The following is a 15,336-nucleotide window of genomic DNA, read 5'->3' as shown; positions in this document are numbered from 1 at the left end:
AAGGGACTATCCAGCCGAAAAGCTACAAACGTCACCCATGTTGCGGGGCGTATCCTGGTTCCATCCATGGGTCACAAAGGTACCCTCTTCATCTGAGACCTCAAGATACTCCCACTCACCGCGCAGGCCTTGGTGCGCCAGTGAGAACGAATTCCCCGGCTCAATGGAACCAAGTACGGCCATATTGCTGGAAATCCCGGTGCGTAGCGGGATCGGCGGGCCAGAATAACCGCCGCAACCATGCTCCGTATCCGCGCGCACGGGGATCGTGAAGAGTTCCATCACCTGGGCGTGAAACTGTTGGGCACGGGGGGGCGAGATGGTTTGCCCCGATGTCAACACGGCACCGGGCCCGTGCCTCCGCTTCTCGCGCCATACGCACGATCTCGGCGTCCAGAGGGGTAAGGCGAATGTCGCCTTCCATACAGTCGGAATTGTCGAAAACGGCTTGCCCCAGCGGCGTGCCGAAACACTGCCCGGCACGGTCCATGATCGTATTGCGGCTAAGCCATAGCTCTTGGCAGAACGCTGAATTCTGGGCCGAGACGGGGCTGGCGACAACGGCCAGCGCAAGTAGGGAAGTTAAACGCATCATGGCGCAATCCTAGAAGGTCTTCGCCCCGGAAGTCCCCAAAGGGCTAGCGCCGCTCCACGACCAGGTCGCGGAACCAGAAGCGCCGCCCGTCCGAGGTCATCAACCGCCGCCCGTGGAACCGCGCGGTCACGATCCCTTGGGCCTGCGTGCTTTGCGCGAAGTCACGCCGCCATGCGCCAAGGCGCTTGCTCTGCCAGGTGATCGCGTGGAAAACCTCGCCGTCCGGCGTGGTCAAGCAACAAGCGTTCTCTACCGCGACCCCGTCGGTCGAGCGTCGCGTCTCTACGCCAGTGAAGAGCTTTTGGAAAATGGCTTTACGGTCAGCCCCGTCCGGGACCAGAAAGAACGCCGTCTGCCGGTTGCTGGCGTACCATACTCCAGGCAGACGGGGCTCCATCATCGGGCTTCAGCTTTCGTCATCATCCTCGTCTTCATCACTGCTTGCTGGCAGGTTGAAGAAGGTTTCGGCATCTGGCGTTTCTTCGGGCTTGTCGTCTTCATCGAGGGTCGACAGCGTGAAGGTCTCCAACCCCGCGATCGCGGACGGTACGGCCGGCTCCGGTTCCATCCCGAGAGAGGTCTGGGTCGAGACCAGCTTGCGCCGTTCATCATCGGTCATTGCAGCGCCTTCGGCCAGCTTCTTGGCGTTGGCCTTCTGTACGGCGGCGTCCAACTCGGACTGCTTGCACAGGCCAAGGGCCACGGGGTCGATTGGCTGGATGTTGTTGATGTTCCAGTGGGTCCGCTCGCGGATGGCCTGGATCGTGGGCTTCGTGGTGCCCACCAGCTTGGAAACCTGACCGTCGCTCAGTTCCGGGTGAAACTTCACCAGCCACAGGATCGAGGCCGGGCGATCCTGGCGCTTGGACAACGGCGTGTAGCGGGGCCCCCGGCGCTTCTCTTCGCCGACAGCGGCGGAGTAGAACTTCAGCTTCAACTTGTGGTTGGGGTCTTTCTCGGCCGCGTCGATCTCTTCCTGGGTCAGTTGGTTGTTGACGAGCGGGTCAAAGCCCTTCACGCCCGTCGCCACATCGCCATCGGCGATGCCCTGGACTTCCAGCTCGTGCAGGCCGCAAAAATCGCCGATCTGCTTGAAGCTCAGCGTAGTGTTGTCAACCAGCCAGACGGCGGTGGCTTTGGTCATGATCGGTTTGTTCATCTCGGGTCCTTCCGGGTGCGCCTGAGCACGGGGAACAGGGCCGGTGGAAGCGGCTGCAAAGCGGGGCCTTGCGGTTCCTCGATTTCAGGAAAATCACGGGTTATATAGGCGGGAACAGGCGCAGAGGGAAGCCTCAAGTCGCAAAGACCTATGGAAAACTGAGAATCAGATGAAACGATGGTTATTGGCACTGATCTGCGCCGCGGGGATGGCGCAGGCCGACGGAGAGCCCGCGGGCGTGTTCGATTACTACGTCATGGCGCTCAGCTGGACGCCGACCTGGTGCACCCTGGAGGGCGATGAACGCGGCTCGCCTCAATGTGGCGACGGGCAGGGCTTTGGCTTCACGCTACACGGGCTGTGGCCGCAATATGAAAGCGGCTGGCCCGCCTATTGTCCCACGGTGATGCGTGCGCCCTCGCGCGGGATGACCGGCGATATGGTGGACATCATGGGCACATCCGGCCTTGCGTGGCACCAGTGGCGCAAACATGGCGTGTGCTCAGGGCTGGAAGCGCGGGACTACTTCGCGCTTTCGCGGCTTGCCTATGAGAGTGTCGAGCGCCCTGACCTGTTGCGACGCTTGACGTCCGAGGTCCGCGTGGCGGCCTCGGTGATCGAAGAGGCGTTTCTTGAAGTGAACCCCCAGCTAGAGCCCGACATGCTGACCGTCACATGCCGTGCCAACCGCATTCAGGAAGTGCGCATCTGCCTGACCCGCGAGTTGGAGCCGCGCACTTGCGGTGCCGACGTGATCCGCGATTGCCGCTCGCCGGATGCGCTCTTCTCACCGATCCGCTAAGGCCCATCCGGCGAAGGGGGCTGTCTGCCCCCCACGCATCTTCTTCACGAAAATGATCGCCCCCCCAGAGGCTTTCAAGCAAGATTGAGGGGTGGCATTAACTGGGCGTTAAGCACAATCAGTGACCGTAGAGGCGTGCCGATAGGTGGAGACCGAATCGACATGCAAGGTGAAAGCTTCCATCCGCCGAAGAAGCAGGCCACGTTTGAGCCCCGGTCGTCGGATGGAGGTGGCCACTTGAACCTTGCATACTTGTGCTTTCATCTTGCCAAAAAAACTCAACCCCAGAGAGACCAACACGCGCTTGCTTCAGTCAGCTGCACGCCCATGGCAACACGCGCCAAATGAAAGATGTAATGCAGCGTAGCTGCGCTATTTTATTGAGGTCACAGGCTTTTGCGGGCGCGCAACGCGGCGGAAATCGTCCCATCGTCAAGGTAATCCAGCTCGCCGCCGATCGGCACGCCTTGGGCCAGCGACGACAGGCTGACGCCCGTCGCGGCCAGTTCGTCCGCAATATAGTGGGCGGTGGTCTGTCCATCGACGGTGGCATTCAGGGCCAGGATCACCTCGGTGATCCCCTCATCGGCCATGCGGGCGCGTAGCTTCGGGATGCGCAGGTCCTCGGGGCCCACATCGTCGAGCGCCGACAACGTTCCCCCCAGCACGTGATAGCGCCCCTTGAAGGCCTGCCCCCGCTCCATCGCCCAAAGGTCCGCGACGTCCTCCACCACGCAGATCTCTCCGGTGGCACGGCGCACATCCATGCAGATGTCGCAAAGGTCTTCGGTGCCGATGTTGCCACAGTTCACGCATTCTCGCGCGGTTTCTGCGACGCGGGCCATGGTCTCGGCCAAGGGCCGCATCAAGGCGCCGCGCTTCTTGATCAGGGTCAGCACGGCACGCCGCGCAGACCGGGGCCCAAGACCCGGAAGCCGGGCCATGATCCCGATCAAGTCTTCGATATCTTTAGGGGTGTCTGCCAAGCCCTTGGCCGAGACTCTAGAAGGGCATCTTCATGCCCGCGGGCAGGCCGAGCTCTTCCGTCATTCGCTGCATTTCTTCGTTGTGCTTGTCCTGCGCCTTGGATTGCGCATCCTTGATCGCGGCCAGGATCAGGTCCTCGACCACTTCTTTTTCGTCCTGGTTGAAGATTGACGGGTCGATGTCCAGCGCCGTCAACTCGCCCTTGGCTGTCGCCGTGGCCTTGACCAAACCCGCGCCGCTTTCGCCCTGCACGGTCATCGTGTTCAGGCTTTCCTGAACCTCGGCCATCTTGCCCTGCAGTTCCTGCGCTTGCTTCATCATCTTGGCCATGTCGCCAATGCCGCCCAAACCCTTCAACATAACTTTCAACTCCTATCTGGTTGCCGCTACAGATACGTGCGGGAGGGGGCGCGGACAAGGCCGTGCCCCGCTTCATTCGTCCTCAAATGGATCCCAATCATCCGCTTCTTCGGGGATCTCCTCCAACGCCGTGGCGGCTGCTTCCTGCTCCAGATCCGCATGGCTGCGGATCTCGGCGATCCGCGCTTGCGGGAAGCGGGCCAGCACGGCTTGCATCAGCGGGTGCTTCGTGACCTCTGCCTCCACTTCCCTTGCGGCAGCTTGTTCCTGTTCCTGGATCGTTGCGGCACCGCCGCTTGACGTGACCGAGATCCCCCAGCGCACCCCCGTGGCCGTGTGCAACATGCGCCCGAGCCGCTGGATCAGGTCGCGTGGCGCGGCGTCGGTCACCTCTACCTCCAGCCGTCCGGGTGCGTAGGATACAAGACGCAGAGCGGTTTTCACTTCGATCAGCAGCTTGATGTCACGGGCCGACTCAATCAACGCAACAAGAGATTCGAAGGTCGGGTAGGCGGACAAGTCCGGTCCCGTCTGCATCGCCACAGCCGCTTGAGGTCCACCGCCCCCCATCGACGCAGGCCCCGAAACCCGCGCCGTGGGCCCCGCGCCAACCGGAGACTGCCCTCCGCCACCGGACGGCGCACTGCCCGAAGGGCGTGGCGTCTCGGCCAGTTTTTTCACCAAATCGCCCGGCGTCGGCAGGTCTGCCACGTGAGTCAGGCGGATCACGGCCATCTCGGCCGCCATCATGGCGTTGGGGGCCATCGCGACTTCTTCCAGCGCCTTCAACAGCATCTGCCACATGCGCGTCAGCACCCGCATTGGCAGGCTTGATGCAAGGGCCAACCCTCGCGTCCGCTCATCGGGCGAGATCGTGGGATCTTCGGCGGCATCGGGCGTAATGGAAATCACGCTCAACCAATGGGTAATCTCGGCCAGATCACGCAGCACGGCCACGGGATCTGCGCCATCGGCATACTGCGCGCCCAGTTCGTCCAGCGCTTTCGCCGCGTCGCCTTTCATGATCGCCTCGAACAAGTCCAGCACCCGGCCCCGGTCGGCGAGGCCTAACATCGCGCGGACCTGATCGGCGGTAGTTTCGCCCGCGCCATGGGCAATCGCCTGGTCCAGCAAGGACATGGCATCGCGGACGGAACCCTCGGCCGCGCGGGTGATAAGGGCCAGCGCATCCTCGGCAATTTCAGCGTTTTCCAACCCGGCGATGCGCTGAAGATGCGCTATCATCACCTCGGGTTCTATCCGACGCAGATCGAAGCGTTGGCAGCGCGACAGGACCGTGACCGGGACCTTGCGGATCTCGGTCGTCGCGAACAGAAATTTGACGTGGGCGGGCGGTTCTTCCAGCGTCTTGAGAAGCGCGTTGAAGGCGCTGGTCGACAGCATGTGAACTTCGTCGATGATGAAGATCTTGTAGCGCGCTTGCGCCGCGCGGTAGCTGACCGTCTCAATAATCGCGTCGCGGATGTTCTGCACGCCGGTGTTTGACGCCGCGTCCATCTCCATCACGTCGACGTGGCGGCCTTCGGTGATTGCGACGCAATTCTGGCAGACGCCACAGGGGTCCGTCGTTGGCCCACCCTCACCATCGGCACCGATGCAGTTCAAGCCCTTCGCAATGATCCGGGCTGTCGTCGTTTTGCCCGTTCCCCGGATACCCGTCAGCATGAAGGCCTGCGCGATGCGGTCGGCATCAAACGCGTTCTTCAGCGTGCGCACCATTGCCTCTTGCCCGATCAAATCGGCAAACGTCGCGGGGCGGTATTTCCGCGCGAGGACTTGGTAGCCTTTTTCGGGGGTCTCGGTCATATCGCCTCACGCTTTCGTCGGCGTCAAACTAGGCCCCCGCTGGCGCGCCGTCCACCGGATTAGCAGAGCAGATGCTGCGCGGCGCGATCTGATACGGCAACACACTACTTGCACTTGCAAGGAACAGGGCTAGGTTTTATTCTACGGGTGCTGCTAGGGGCAGCATCCAGATCCGCGGAAAGCCGTCATCGGCACCCCTTATGAGCACACGACAGACACGTTCTCGGTGTCTCTCAGCCCTTCCAAGCGGATCGTGGGGCATGATTGAGGGAACCGAATATGATGACAATCGACCAACTTCGCCGTGATGCCACGGTGCTCAAGAGGGCGTACTCAGGGCAACATCCCGACGCTCTCTTGCGCGTGGCGGCGCACCGGCCCCGGCCGGACGGCGTGGCCTTGAAACACGCTGATTTCCTCCATGTGATCGCCCGCGAGCGCGGCTTTGCCTCTTGGCCACACCTGAAAGTGTCGGTCGAGACCCAGGGCATGGACCGCGCGCAGCGGCAGCAGCGTTTGGCGCTGGCCCTGAAGAACCGGCAGGATCATGTCGTACGACAGATGTTGGATACGGATCCGAGCTTGCCCGAGGGCAACCTTGCGCTGTCTTTGCTGATCTATGACCGCGCCGCCGTGGCGCAGATGATTGTGGAGGATCCGTCACGCGCCACGGCGCCTGCGCCGTTGATCCCACCCCTGACGGTCTTGGCGCAATCCACGGCGATCCACCTGTTCCCGGACCGCGAGGGTGAGATGCTGGCAATCGCCGATCTCTTGCTTGCCAACGGCGCGGATGTGAACCATGGGGTGCCGGAAGAAGACGGTCACGCCCTGTCGACCCTTTATTTTGCAATGGGCCACGCCAACAACATGGCGCTGTCGGAATGGCTGCTGGATCACGGCGCGGACCCGAACGATGGCGAGTCCCTCTACCATGCGACGGAGCTTGGGCATCACGGGGGCTTGCGGCTTTTGCTGGCCCACGGCGCTGACCCCAGGGGCAGCAATGCGCTGCTGCGGGCGATGGATTTCCACGATGTGGACGCCGTGCAGATGCTGCTGGATGCGGGCGCGCGGGCCGATGACTTCAACCCCGAGGAAGTCGGTGGCGAGGCCCCTTGGACTGTACCCGCCCTGCATCAGGCCGCCCGCCGCATGTCGCCGCCCGAGATGGTGACGCTTCTGCTGGACAACGGCGCTGATCCCCAGCGGATTTATGATGGGGTCACGCCCTACGCCTATGCGCGGATCTTCGGGAACACCGCCCTCGCGCAGCAGCTGGAGGCGGCGGGCCATGCCACTCCTCTGACGGAAGTCGAGGCGCTTCTGGCAGAGGTCGCTGACGGGGTAGTACCGGAAGGACGCTATATCGATCCCGCCAAGCTGCCGCCCGCCGCCCGCAACATCATCCGCGATATCCTGCATCTGCCGGGGAAGCTGCCTCATGTGCAGCGTCTGGTTGCAGTGGGGGTGGAATATGACCGCCCCGACGCTTCCGGCGTGACCCCGGTGCAGGCCGCAGGCTGGAGCGGTCTGCCCGACGTGATGGCGACATTTTTGCACCTGAAGCCGGATTTGGCGCATATCAACAGCTATGGCGGCACCCTTTTTTCAACCATTCTCCATGGGGCCGAGAACAACCCCGATCGCGAGGGCCGGGACTACATCGCTTGTTTGCGTTTGGCGCTGGAACATGGCGTGGCCTTGCCTCGCGCCGTACCGGATCGGGTCGGCGACCCGGAGATTGCGGCGTTCCTGCGTGATTGGGCCGAGGCCAAACCGGGCCAGGTGGTGGAGAACGGCCCCGTTTGACTTGCCCCTTGCGATCACCACGTTTACAAGAGGCGCGCCCATCAGGGCGTGCTTCAGCCAAGGAAGGCCGCCATGGACGACAGCTACGAAGATAGGCTCGCGCGCGCGTTAGCCGAGTTGGATGCCTCCTCCATCAGTGCCCTCAACTACGCGCCGCCCCTGTTCCGCATTGCGCGCCGGTTGGGCCTGCGCCCGCGCCCACCCCATTACATGAGCTTCCGCCGGGCGGTCCTGCTTCTGGGCCCTGCCTTTGGCGTGCTCTGGGGTGCGATGATGTGGCTTCTTCAATGGCAGAACGCCGAGGTGCCCACGGTTGTGGTCCTGCTTGCGTCCCTCCTTGCGGGGGCGTTGTTTGGCTTGGCGATGGCGGGATATTACCGCTGGGCCGGGTCACAAGCTGGCTTGTCGAAGTGGGAAGATCTCTAGGGCTGCCCAGGCTACTTCTTCCCACGCTTGTGCTTGGACGCGGACATCGCGGTCTTCACCATTTTCTTGAAGTCCTTTTCGCGCGCGCGCCGTTCGTGGATGGCTTCTTGGTTGATCTCATCCTCTTTGACCAGCTTCATGAATCGTTTCACGCGGTCGGCCTCCAGTTCACCTGCGGCAACGGCGGCTTGCACGGCGCAGCCCGGCTCGGACGCGTGGAGGCAATCGCGAAATTTGCAGGTCTCGGCCAATTCCTCGATATCGGCGAATACCGCGCCGATGCCGTCGGCGGCGTCATTCAGACGCAACGCGCGCATGCCCGGCGTGTCGATCAACCAGCCGCCGAAGATCGTCCGCGCCAGCCCGCGCGATGTGGTCGTGTGACGGCCCTTGGCGTCATCCTCGCGGATGCCTGCCGTGGCCTCGGTCGCACCGGTCAGGGCATTGGCCAAAGTGGTCTTGCCGACGCCGGAAGACCCAACCAAGGCAAGGGTCTGTCCGTCCTTGGACCATGGCTTCAACACCTCTGCCGCATCATCTGCCTTGGCGTTCAGCGCAATGGCAGAGGCAATTGGCGACAGGGCTTCAGCCCGCCGCTCATACTCGCGGGGGTCATCGGTCATGTCGGGTTTCGTCAGGATAATCAGCGGCAGGCATCCAGCAGACGCGGCCATTGCCAGATAGCGCTCCAGCCGCGCGACGTTGAAGTCCGCATTGCATGAAGTGACGATGCCGAGCGTGTCGACATTGGCCGCGATCAGTTGCGTCTCCATCCCCGAGCCCGCGGCGCGGCGAGTCAGCAAAGTGTCCCGCTCCAAGCGTCGAAGCACCAGGCCCGCCTGCGCATCGGCTAGAACCCAATCGCCGGTGACATACGCGCCCGTGCTCTCGTCCCCTTGGGTGACAAGCCGCAGAAGGCCATCGCCAGACAGCGCGGTGATACGGGTGCGAGAGACCTTGTTGACGCGTGCAGGCGTGGCGCCTGCGTCTTCATCGGTCAGCTGCGCAATGTGCCGCTGGGTCCAGCCGAGGTCGGCAAGGGAGAGGGTCAAGATGCGCATCCAAGGGTCATGGCGCATAGGTGCCCTGTTAGCAGGGCTCGGTCAACAAGACGATGACGCCTGCCGGGTGGGGGAATGGGTGAGAGGCTGGACAACGACCCAAGCGGGAATCGTTACGGCTGCTTCCTTCCGGATCTGACCGGGTTGGCGAAGTGCTTGCCCGCGCCAACCCCTCACCCCGGTAGATAGGCGCATCCCATGGAAATCGCAAGGTGCAGTTGCAGGACCGATTTGCGCCTTGTCGAAGCGGGGTCAGGCGGTGGGGTGTTGCGTCATCCTGTGGGTCTTATCCCCTCAATAATGCCATATTGGCCGGTATTGTTACCCAAAGGTAAACAATAGGACCTGACATTTTGGCCGACATGCTGCTTGGTGGCATTGTTATCAATGAGATTCTCGTTGATCCCAATGGCGCCATGAATTTCGACACGGACGGCAATGGTACGGCCGACGCGATGGATGAATACGTCGAGCTTTACAACGATTCCAGCAGCGCGATCGATATCTCCGGCCTCGAGTTGCGGGACGCTGGTGTTGGCAATTGGTTCACGTTTCCACCAGGCACAATCTTGCAGCCCGGCGCCCATGCAATGGTCATGTCGGGTGTTCAATCCGGCGGATCCCTTCCTACTGGCGGCACGGACGACCTGTTTTTTGATGCCGGACGCGGATCGCCGCTGATCAACAACGGCGGCGACAATGTCATCCTCTATGACCCCACCAATGACGAGTACATTCAGGCCACCTTCAATGGCGATGCGCAGGACGACCCAACCCTTGGGGCGGGCGGCTACAGTGGTTTCAGTGCCACTGCGGCAAAGGTCGGCACGGGTGAGGATTTCGGCAACGACACCGACGGGCAATCCCTTCAGCGTGACGCGACGGAGCGGATACCTTTGTCGATGGGGCACCCACGCCGGGGACCACGAACATCTGTTTCGCGGGCGGCACGTACCTTGCCATGCCCGACGGCGAACGAGTGGTGGAAGAGCTTTCCGTCGGTGATCTGGTACTGACCGCGGACCACGGGCCGCAACCTATCACGTGGATCTTCGCCAAGACATGGACCCCGGTTGAGGTTGCAGCCGCACCCAATCTGGCCCCGGGCTTGATCCAAGCCGACGCGCTGGGCCCCGGTGTACCGAGCCGCGATCTGAGGGTCTCCCAACTCCACCGCGTGTCGGTGCAGGGCAACATTGCGCGCCGGATGTGCGGCACGGATGAGGTGTTGATTCCGGCCAAGGCATTGCTTCCGCTTGTCGGGGTCACGCTCGACATGCCGACCAAGGACGTCACCTATTACCACGTCATGTTGGCGCGCCATGAAGTTGTTCTCTCCAACGCCGTCCGGACCGAGAGCTTGTTTCTTGTGCAGCAGGTGCTGACGTCCGTCCCTGCCGAGGCGCTGGAAGAGATTTGCACGCTGCTGGACCTGTCTCGCGAGCAGTTGAGCGATCAGAGCGGCGTGATGGCCCCCGCCCGCGCGCTTGTCGGTGGCAGACGGGCCGCGCGGTTGGTGCATCGGCACGTCAAGAACAGCCGTGCCCTGTCTCGCGCGTATGACAAGGTTGATTGAAACGGCCGCCGAAGCGCTTGCCGAGACGCCCTGCACAGGCGTAACCCTTGCCCATGGACACACCCCAAAATCCCCTGCGCGGGATCGCGCTCAAAATCGCCTCTGTTTGCGTATTCGTTTCCATGGCGTCGCTGATCAAGTCCTCGGCGGGCGCGATTCCTCCGGGGCAGGCCGTGTTCTTTCGTTCGTTCTTCGCAATTCCGGTGATCTTAGCGTGGCTGGTGATGCGGCACGATCTGGCCCATGGGCTGGAGACAAAGAACCCCATGGGGCACCTGTGGCGCGGATTGGTGGGGACCTCTGCCATGGGCCTCGGCTTCGCGGGTCTGGGATTTCTGCCCCTGCCAGAAGTCACGGCTATCGGCTACGCCGCGCCAATCCTTGTGGTGGTTTTTGCGGCGATGTTCCTGGGCGAAGAGGTAAGGCTTTTCCGCCTGTCGATGGTTGCGCTCGGCTTGGGGGGCGTGCTGATCGTTCTGTCACCCCGCCTGATCGTTGACCCCGAAACCGCGAACGTGGGTGAAGCGCTGGGGGCGGTTTTGGTCCTTATGGGGGCGGTTTGTGCCGCGCTGGCACAGGTCTTCGTGCGCAAACTCGTCCATATCGAAAGAACGGCGGCCATCGTCTTCTGGTTTTCGGTCACGGCATCGTGCCTGTCGCTCCTGACAATGCCCTGGGGTTGGGTTTGGCCGTCGACGACCCAATTCATCACGTTGGTCGCAGCGGGCCTGTCGGGTGGCGTGGGGCAGATCCTGTTGACGTCCTCTTACCGCCATGCCGATGCATCCCTGATCGCGCCGTTCGAATATACATCGATGTTGCTGGCGATCGGTGTTGGGTACTTCGTGTTCTCCGAAGTGCCGACGGGCTCCATGCTGCTGGGGGCTGCCCTGATCGTAATCGCCGGTATCGCCATCATCTGGCGCGAACGTCAGTTGGGTCTCAAGCGTGACGCGCGCAAGGCCGGAACGCCTCAGCCGTAGCGCCGTGTTCGGAGGGGCGCCTATCCGCTACCATTGTGCACCCCAAGGCTTTTGCAAAAGCCTTAACAAAGCCTTGCAAGGCTTTGAGCGCGCTAGCTGCGGGCGCGGCGGAAATCGTCTTCGGCAAGGTTTCCTTGGCGCGCCAACAGCCCCTGCAAGCGTTGCATGACACGACCACGGGCCAGCTTCAGCGTTTGAAGCGCCAGGCGGGCCGACAGCGTGTTGGCCGACAGGTCCAACACGACCTGCACGCGGGTCATGTCATCGCGCAGCGCCAGAAAGGTCATCTCGTAGACCGCGTCCATGCCGCCGATCACGGTCGTGATCTCGCACCGTTCCGGTGCACTCAACGCGCTGATCTCGGATGACACCGGCCGAACGCGCCCCCGGACCTTGGCCGACCCACGCCAACCGCAGCCCTCGGCGGCCGTCTCCCAATTGCCAACGCGCGACAGGTCCGCACCGCCACCGGTGACTTCCGCCTCGATACCCGAAAAATCGGTAAACCGCGCCCAAGTGATGTCCGCTGGCGCGTCTACGTCTTCAGAGACCTTGAATTTCATGCCCGTTCCATTTTTCTTGCTTGCCTTTGATCTGCCCGCCCCGGACCCTTTGCGTCAAGCCCGCTCTGGCTTGAAACCCGCCGGATCGCGTCAATCAAGCGTATCGGCAAGCCAATGCTGCAACAGAAAATGTGCAATGGCACCTTTTCGGGCGGGCAGCATGGCGGGATCATTGCCCGCGAAGACCTCCAGCATCTGCGATCGGGTGACCCATTTGGCGTCCTCGATCTCATCGGGATCAATCTCGATTTCGGTGCTGAGTGCCTCACCGCTGCAACCGAACATCAGCGAGGCCGGGAACGGCCACGGCTGGCTGGCAAGGTAATCGACCCGTCCCACGCGAATACCGGATTCCTCGAACACCTCGCGCCGAACTGCGGCCTCGATGCTTTCTCCGGGCTCCACGAAGCCTGCCAGTAGTGAGTACATACCCTCGGGCCAGCCGGGCGAGCGGCCCACCAGAACGCTGTCGCCGTGGGTGATCAACATGATCACCACCGGGTCGGTGCGGGGGAAATGCTTGCCGTGGCATGCCGCGCAATCGCGCTGCCATCCTGCTTGGGCCATGGCGCTTTTCGCGCCACATTTGGCACAGAACTGATGGGTCGAGTGCCACGTCAGGATCGCCCGCGCGGTGGCGGAGATCTCGGCCTCGCGACGGGTGAGGTGTGTCATCGTTGCGCGCAGCTCGCGAAATCCAGCGCTCGACAGGCGCTCGGCCGGATGGACCTGAACCGAGGGGTCCAGGAAAGCGTTCACTGCCGCCTGATCCACCGTCTTCGGGGTCCATGCTGAAATATCGAGCGCGAAGACCGGCGTTTCACCGTCCTCATGCAGGCCCAACAGGACTGGCATCTCGTCCGCTTTCGACAGGACCGGGTCCGCCATCGTGCGAAATGCCAAGGCCATATCGCCGGCCTCAGGCGTGCCCTCGACCATGATCTTTCCACGCCAGACGGGCAGAACCGGGGCGCCTGCTTTCAAGGTGGCACGCAACCGCTCGGGGTCTGCGCGCAGCGCCGCGGCCCGATCGAGGCCAGAGGTCCCGAAAGTCACATCTTCACTCACGCGCATGGGTTCCCTTCCCGTAAACGTAACCTGCCTAAGCTATGGCAATGGAGCAACATTGACGCCATTGCCACACCTATTTGGGGGCAGAAAGCGTGTTGTTTATCGACTTTGCCGCGCCGCAGATCATCTTTAGATCAAACAAGAGGCAAGGGCGAAGATGACCCTCCCAAAGCATATTGCAACCGCGCAGGGGACAGCGGCGGGCGTGACGGTGCACCTTCGGGTGCTCGGCACTACCGATTTGCATGCTCATCTTCTGCCCTATGACTATTTCACCGATAAACGCGACACGACTGTCGGTCTTGCCCAATTGGGTGAGATGATCGCCTCGGCGCGGGTGACTTCGCCCAATGTGCTTTTGCTCGACAATGGCGATACCTTGCAGGGCGCGCCGTTGGCGGACGCCGCCCTGGCCGAGATCGTGCCCGCCGGTCGCCTGCATCCCATGATCGCGGCGATGAATGCCTTGGGCTACGATGCCGCGACACTTGGCAATCACGATTTCGACTTCGGGCTGTCGCATCTGATGACGTCGCTCGGTGGTGCCGCCTTTCCGATCGTTTCCGCCAATACCCATCGCATGGACGGAACACCTCTTGTCCAGCCCCGGTGCCTGCTGACCCGAGAGCTCACCGATAGCCTTGGCGACACGCAGACCGTGCGGATTGGCATCACCGGGGCGGTGCCCCCGCAGGTGGCCCTGTGGAACAAGCCGCATCTGCACGGTCGCGTGGTGTTCGACGACATGGTCGCGTCTCTTACCACCGAGGTGGCAACCCTGCGTGCGGAGAGGGCGGACATCGTCCTTGTCCTCGCCCATTCCGGATTAGGCGCGAAGGACGCGCCCCCCGGCGCCGAGAATGTCGCACTGCAAGTATCACAGATCCCGGGTGTCGATGGGGTGATCGCAGGGCATACCCACAAGATCCGAGCCGAGTCCGGATATTCAGGTGTGCCGATTGTGCAGCCCGGTGCTTTCGGGTCACACTTGGGGTGTATCGATCTTGTCATCACACGCGACGATGCCACGGCGCCGTGGCAGACCCGCCAAAGCTTCGCCACCACTTTCGCAACGACCCAGCGACGCGCCTTGGGCGCGATCCCCGTGCGTCGGATGCTAAGTGATTATCCCAAGCTGCGCCTTGACGTGGCGCGTGAACACGCGGCCACCCGCCGCTACGTCGCGCGCCCCTTGGGTAAATGCGGCGTCGCGCTGGAGACCTACTTCTCGGTCCTCGCGCCCTGCGCTGCGACGCAGTTGATCGCCGAGGCGCAATGGGACGCGGCGCGCCCGCTGATCGCGGACACCCCGGCCTTGAAAGGCCTGCCGATCTTGTCGGCGGTCGCCCCCTTCAAGTCGGGCGGTCGCTCTGGCCCGCGTAGCTACACCGATGTGCCTCCGGGTCCCCTGCGCCTGCGCCACGCGGCGGATCTGTACCTCTATCCCAATATGCTCAGCGTGTTGCGGATCAGCGGGCAGGGCGTGCGCGATTGGTTGGAGCGCTCTGCCTCGCTTTTCCGCCAGATCGATCCCGGCATGGACCAGCCGCGACGACTGATCGACCACGATTTTGCACCCTACAATTTCGACCGCCTCGCGGGGTTGCGCTATCAGATTGACGTCTCTCGCCCCGCTCGCACCAACGCCGAGGGGGATGAGGTCCGCGACACGCCCGGCCGCATCCGTAATCTAACCTTGGCTGATGGGACGCCTCTGGGCCCACATGATGAGGTGGCCGTAATCACCAACTCCTACCGTTCCGCGGGGGGCGGGCACATGAAAGCGCCGCAGCAGGCAGAAGAGGTGATCGTTGCCCAATTCTCCGTCCGCGACGCGGTGGCACAATATATCAGCCACAGCGCAAGTGCCATTCATCCCGTGGTCGAGCGGACGTTTTCGCTGATGCCGCTGGGCGGAACCCAGGTCGTGGTCGAAACGGGTCCGGGCGCTTTGCAGCACAGATGTCGGCTTGACGCGCTCGGGTTGACGCCCATGGAAGGAACGGTCACCGACGACGGATTCCAGCGGTTCCTGATGCGGCTCTGACCCTCCTGACGATAGGTGTGCAACCTTTGAGTTGTCTGACCCGCGCCTGTTTGTTCAAAAGCTTTGC

Annotated in this window: 16 protein-coding genes, 1 other RNA gene and 1 pseudogene; 7 read left to right on the top strand and 11 right to left on the bottom strand. The window is 62.6% G+C overall.

From position 1 onward, the window contains the following. Positions 1-6: 6 nt before the first annotated feature. The 4 genes and pseudogenes from KUL25_RS13405 to KUL25_RS13395 all read right to left on the bottom strand — a co-directional run bounded on the left by KUL25_RS13405 (position 7) and on the right by KUL25_RS13395 (position 1,754). Complete coding sequence (locus tag KUL25_RS13405; protein ID WP_257893400.1) at positions 7-342, bottom strand: DUF4453 domain-containing protein; 336 nt, start codon at positions 340-342, stop codon at positions 7-9. 28 nt (positions 343-370) lie between these two features. Further along, a pseudogene (locus tag KUL25_RS21925) lies at positions 371-592 on the bottom strand (YARHG domain-containing protein); the annotation flags it as partial. A gap of 46 nt (positions 593-638) precedes the next feature. Further along, positions 639-995 (bottom strand): hypothetical protein, encoded by a 357-nt coding sequence (locus tag KUL25_RS13400; RefSeq protein ID WP_257893399.1) that lies wholly within the window; start codon positions 993-995, stop codon positions 639-641. A 6-nt stretch (positions 996-1,001) separates the two neighbouring features. Continuing rightward, complete coding sequence (locus tag KUL25_RS13395; RefSeq protein WP_257893398.1) at positions 1,002-1,754, bottom strand: DUF1013 domain-containing protein; 753 nt, start codon at positions 1,752-1,754, stop codon at positions 1,002-1,004. Positions 1,755-1,923: 169 nt separating this feature from the next. Between KUL25_RS13395 and KUL25_RS13390 the strand changes: the two genes are divergently transcribed. Further along, positions 1,924-2,556 (top strand): ribonuclease T2 family protein, encoded by a 633-nt coding sequence (locus tag KUL25_RS13390; protein WP_257893397.1) that lies wholly within the window; start codon positions 1,924-1,926, stop codon positions 2,554-2,556. 386 nt (positions 2,557-2,942) lie between these two features. Here the strand turns inward: KUL25_RS13390 and recR are convergent, their stop codons facing one another. From recR to KUL25_RS13375, 3 genes are all read right to left on the bottom strand, one after another. Continuing rightward, entirely contained in the window at positions 2,943-3,542 is a 600-nt protein-coding gene (gene recR, locus KUL25_RS13385; protein WP_257893396.1) for a recombination mediator RecR, read from the bottom strand. Positions 3,543-3,558: 16 nt separating this feature from the next. Then, positions 3,559-3,903 (bottom strand): YbaB/EbfC family nucleoid-associated protein, encoded by a 345-nt coding sequence (locus tag KUL25_RS13380; RefSeq protein WP_068359739.1) that lies wholly within the window; start codon positions 3,901-3,903, stop codon positions 3,559-3,561. A gap of 72 nt (positions 3,904-3,975) precedes the next feature. Continuing rightward, positions 3,976-5,730 carry a DNA polymerase III subunit gamma/tau gene (locus tag KUL25_RS13375; protein WP_257893395.1) on the bottom strand — a complete coding sequence of 585 codons (1,755 nt, stop codon included), beginning with the start codon at positions 5,728-5,730 and terminating at the stop codon, positions 3,976-3,978. A 282-nt stretch (positions 5,731-6,012) separates the two neighbouring features. Here KUL25_RS13375 and KUL25_RS13370 point away from each other — a divergent pair, with 282 nt between their 5' ends. Both KUL25_RS13370 and KUL25_RS13365 read left to right on the top strand, forming a co-directional pair. Further along, entirely contained in the window at positions 6,013-7,542 is a 1,530-nt protein-coding gene (locus KUL25_RS13370) for an ankyrin repeat domain-containing protein (protein ID WP_257893394.1), read from the top strand. 72 nt (positions 7,543-7,614) lie between these two features. Further along, positions 7,615-7,968: a DUF6404 family protein gene (locus tag KUL25_RS13365; RefSeq protein ID WP_068359735.1), complete on the top strand. Its 354-nt coding sequence runs from the start codon at positions 7,615-7,617 to the stop codon at positions 7,966-7,968. Positions 7,969-7,979: 11 nt separating this feature from the next. Here the strand turns inward: KUL25_RS13365 and rsgA are convergent, their stop codons facing one another. Both rsgA and ffs read right to left on the bottom strand, forming a co-directional pair. Continuing rightward, positions 7,980-9,029, bottom strand: coding sequence for a ribosome small subunit-dependent GTPase A (gene rsgA, locus KUL25_RS13360; RefSeq protein ID WP_282563168.1), 1,050 nt, complete (start codon positions 9,027-9,029; stop codon positions 7,980-7,982). A 77-nt stretch (positions 9,030-9,106) separates the two neighbouring features. Further along, positions 9,107-9,205, bottom strand: an RNA gene (gene ffs / locus KUL25_RS13355) — signal recognition particle sRNA small type. Positions 9,206-9,391: 186 nt separating this feature from the next. Between ffs and KUL25_RS13350 the strand changes: the two genes are divergently transcribed. Genes KUL25_RS13350 through KUL25_RS13340 form a run of 3 tightly spaced genes read left to right on the top strand, consistent with a single transcriptional unit; the run spans position 9,392 to position 11,588 of the window. Next, the gene (locus tag KUL25_RS13350) at positions 9,392-10,045 is read left to right on the top strand and encodes a lamin tail domain-containing protein (RefSeq protein WP_257894863.1); all 654 of its coding nucleotides are present in this window, start codon (positions 9,392-9,394) and stop codon (positions 10,043-10,045) included. Continuing rightward, a complete protein-coding gene (locus KUL25_RS13345; RefSeq protein WP_257893393.1) occupies positions 10,012-10,605 on the top strand; it encodes a Hint domain-containing protein in 594 nt (197 codons plus the stop codon). Before KUL25_RS13350 ends, KUL25_RS13345 begins: the two co-directional genes overlap by 34 nt. 53 nt (positions 10,606-10,658) lie before the next feature. After that, on the top strand, positions 10,659-11,588 hold the full coding sequence (locus KUL25_RS13340) for a DMT family transporter (RefSeq protein ID WP_257893392.1): 930 nt from the start codon (positions 10,659-10,661) through the stop codon (positions 11,586-11,588). A gap of 92 nt (positions 11,589-11,680) precedes the next feature. Here KUL25_RS13340 and KUL25_RS13335 read toward each other — a convergent pair whose 3' ends face one another. Both KUL25_RS13335 and nudC read right to left on the bottom strand, forming a co-directional pair. Continuing rightward, the gene (locus tag KUL25_RS13335; protein ID WP_257893391.1) at positions 11,681-12,151 is read right to left on the bottom strand and encodes an SRPBCC family protein; all 471 of its coding nucleotides are present in this window, start codon (positions 12,149-12,151) and stop codon (positions 11,681-11,683) included. Between the two features lie 90 nt (positions 12,152-12,241). Next, positions 12,242-13,225 carry an NAD(+) diphosphatase gene (gene nudC, locus KUL25_RS13330; protein WP_257893390.1) on the bottom strand — a complete coding sequence of 328 codons (984 nt, stop codon included), beginning with the start codon at positions 13,223-13,225 and terminating at the stop codon, positions 12,242-12,244. Between the two features lie 154 nt (positions 13,226-13,379). On the opposite strand from nudC, the gene KUL25_RS13325 reads away from it, so the two are divergent. After that, complete coding sequence (locus tag KUL25_RS13325) at positions 13,380-15,269, top strand: bifunctional 2',3'-cyclic-nucleotide 2'-phosphodiesterase/3'-nucleotidase (RefSeq protein WP_257893389.1); 1,890 nt, start codon at positions 13,380-13,382, stop codon at positions 15,267-15,269. Positions 15,270-15,336: the final 67 nt, after the last annotated feature.

The sequence above is a fragment of the Gymnodinialimonas phycosphaerae genome (genome assembly GCF_019195455.1).
Lineage (GTDB): Bacteria > Pseudomonadota > Alphaproteobacteria > Rhodobacterales > Rhodobacteraceae > Gymnodinialimonas > Gymnodinialimonas phycosphaerae.
Note: the sequence above shows the minus strand (reverse complement) of the source record. Positions and strands in the feature narration are given on the sequence as shown.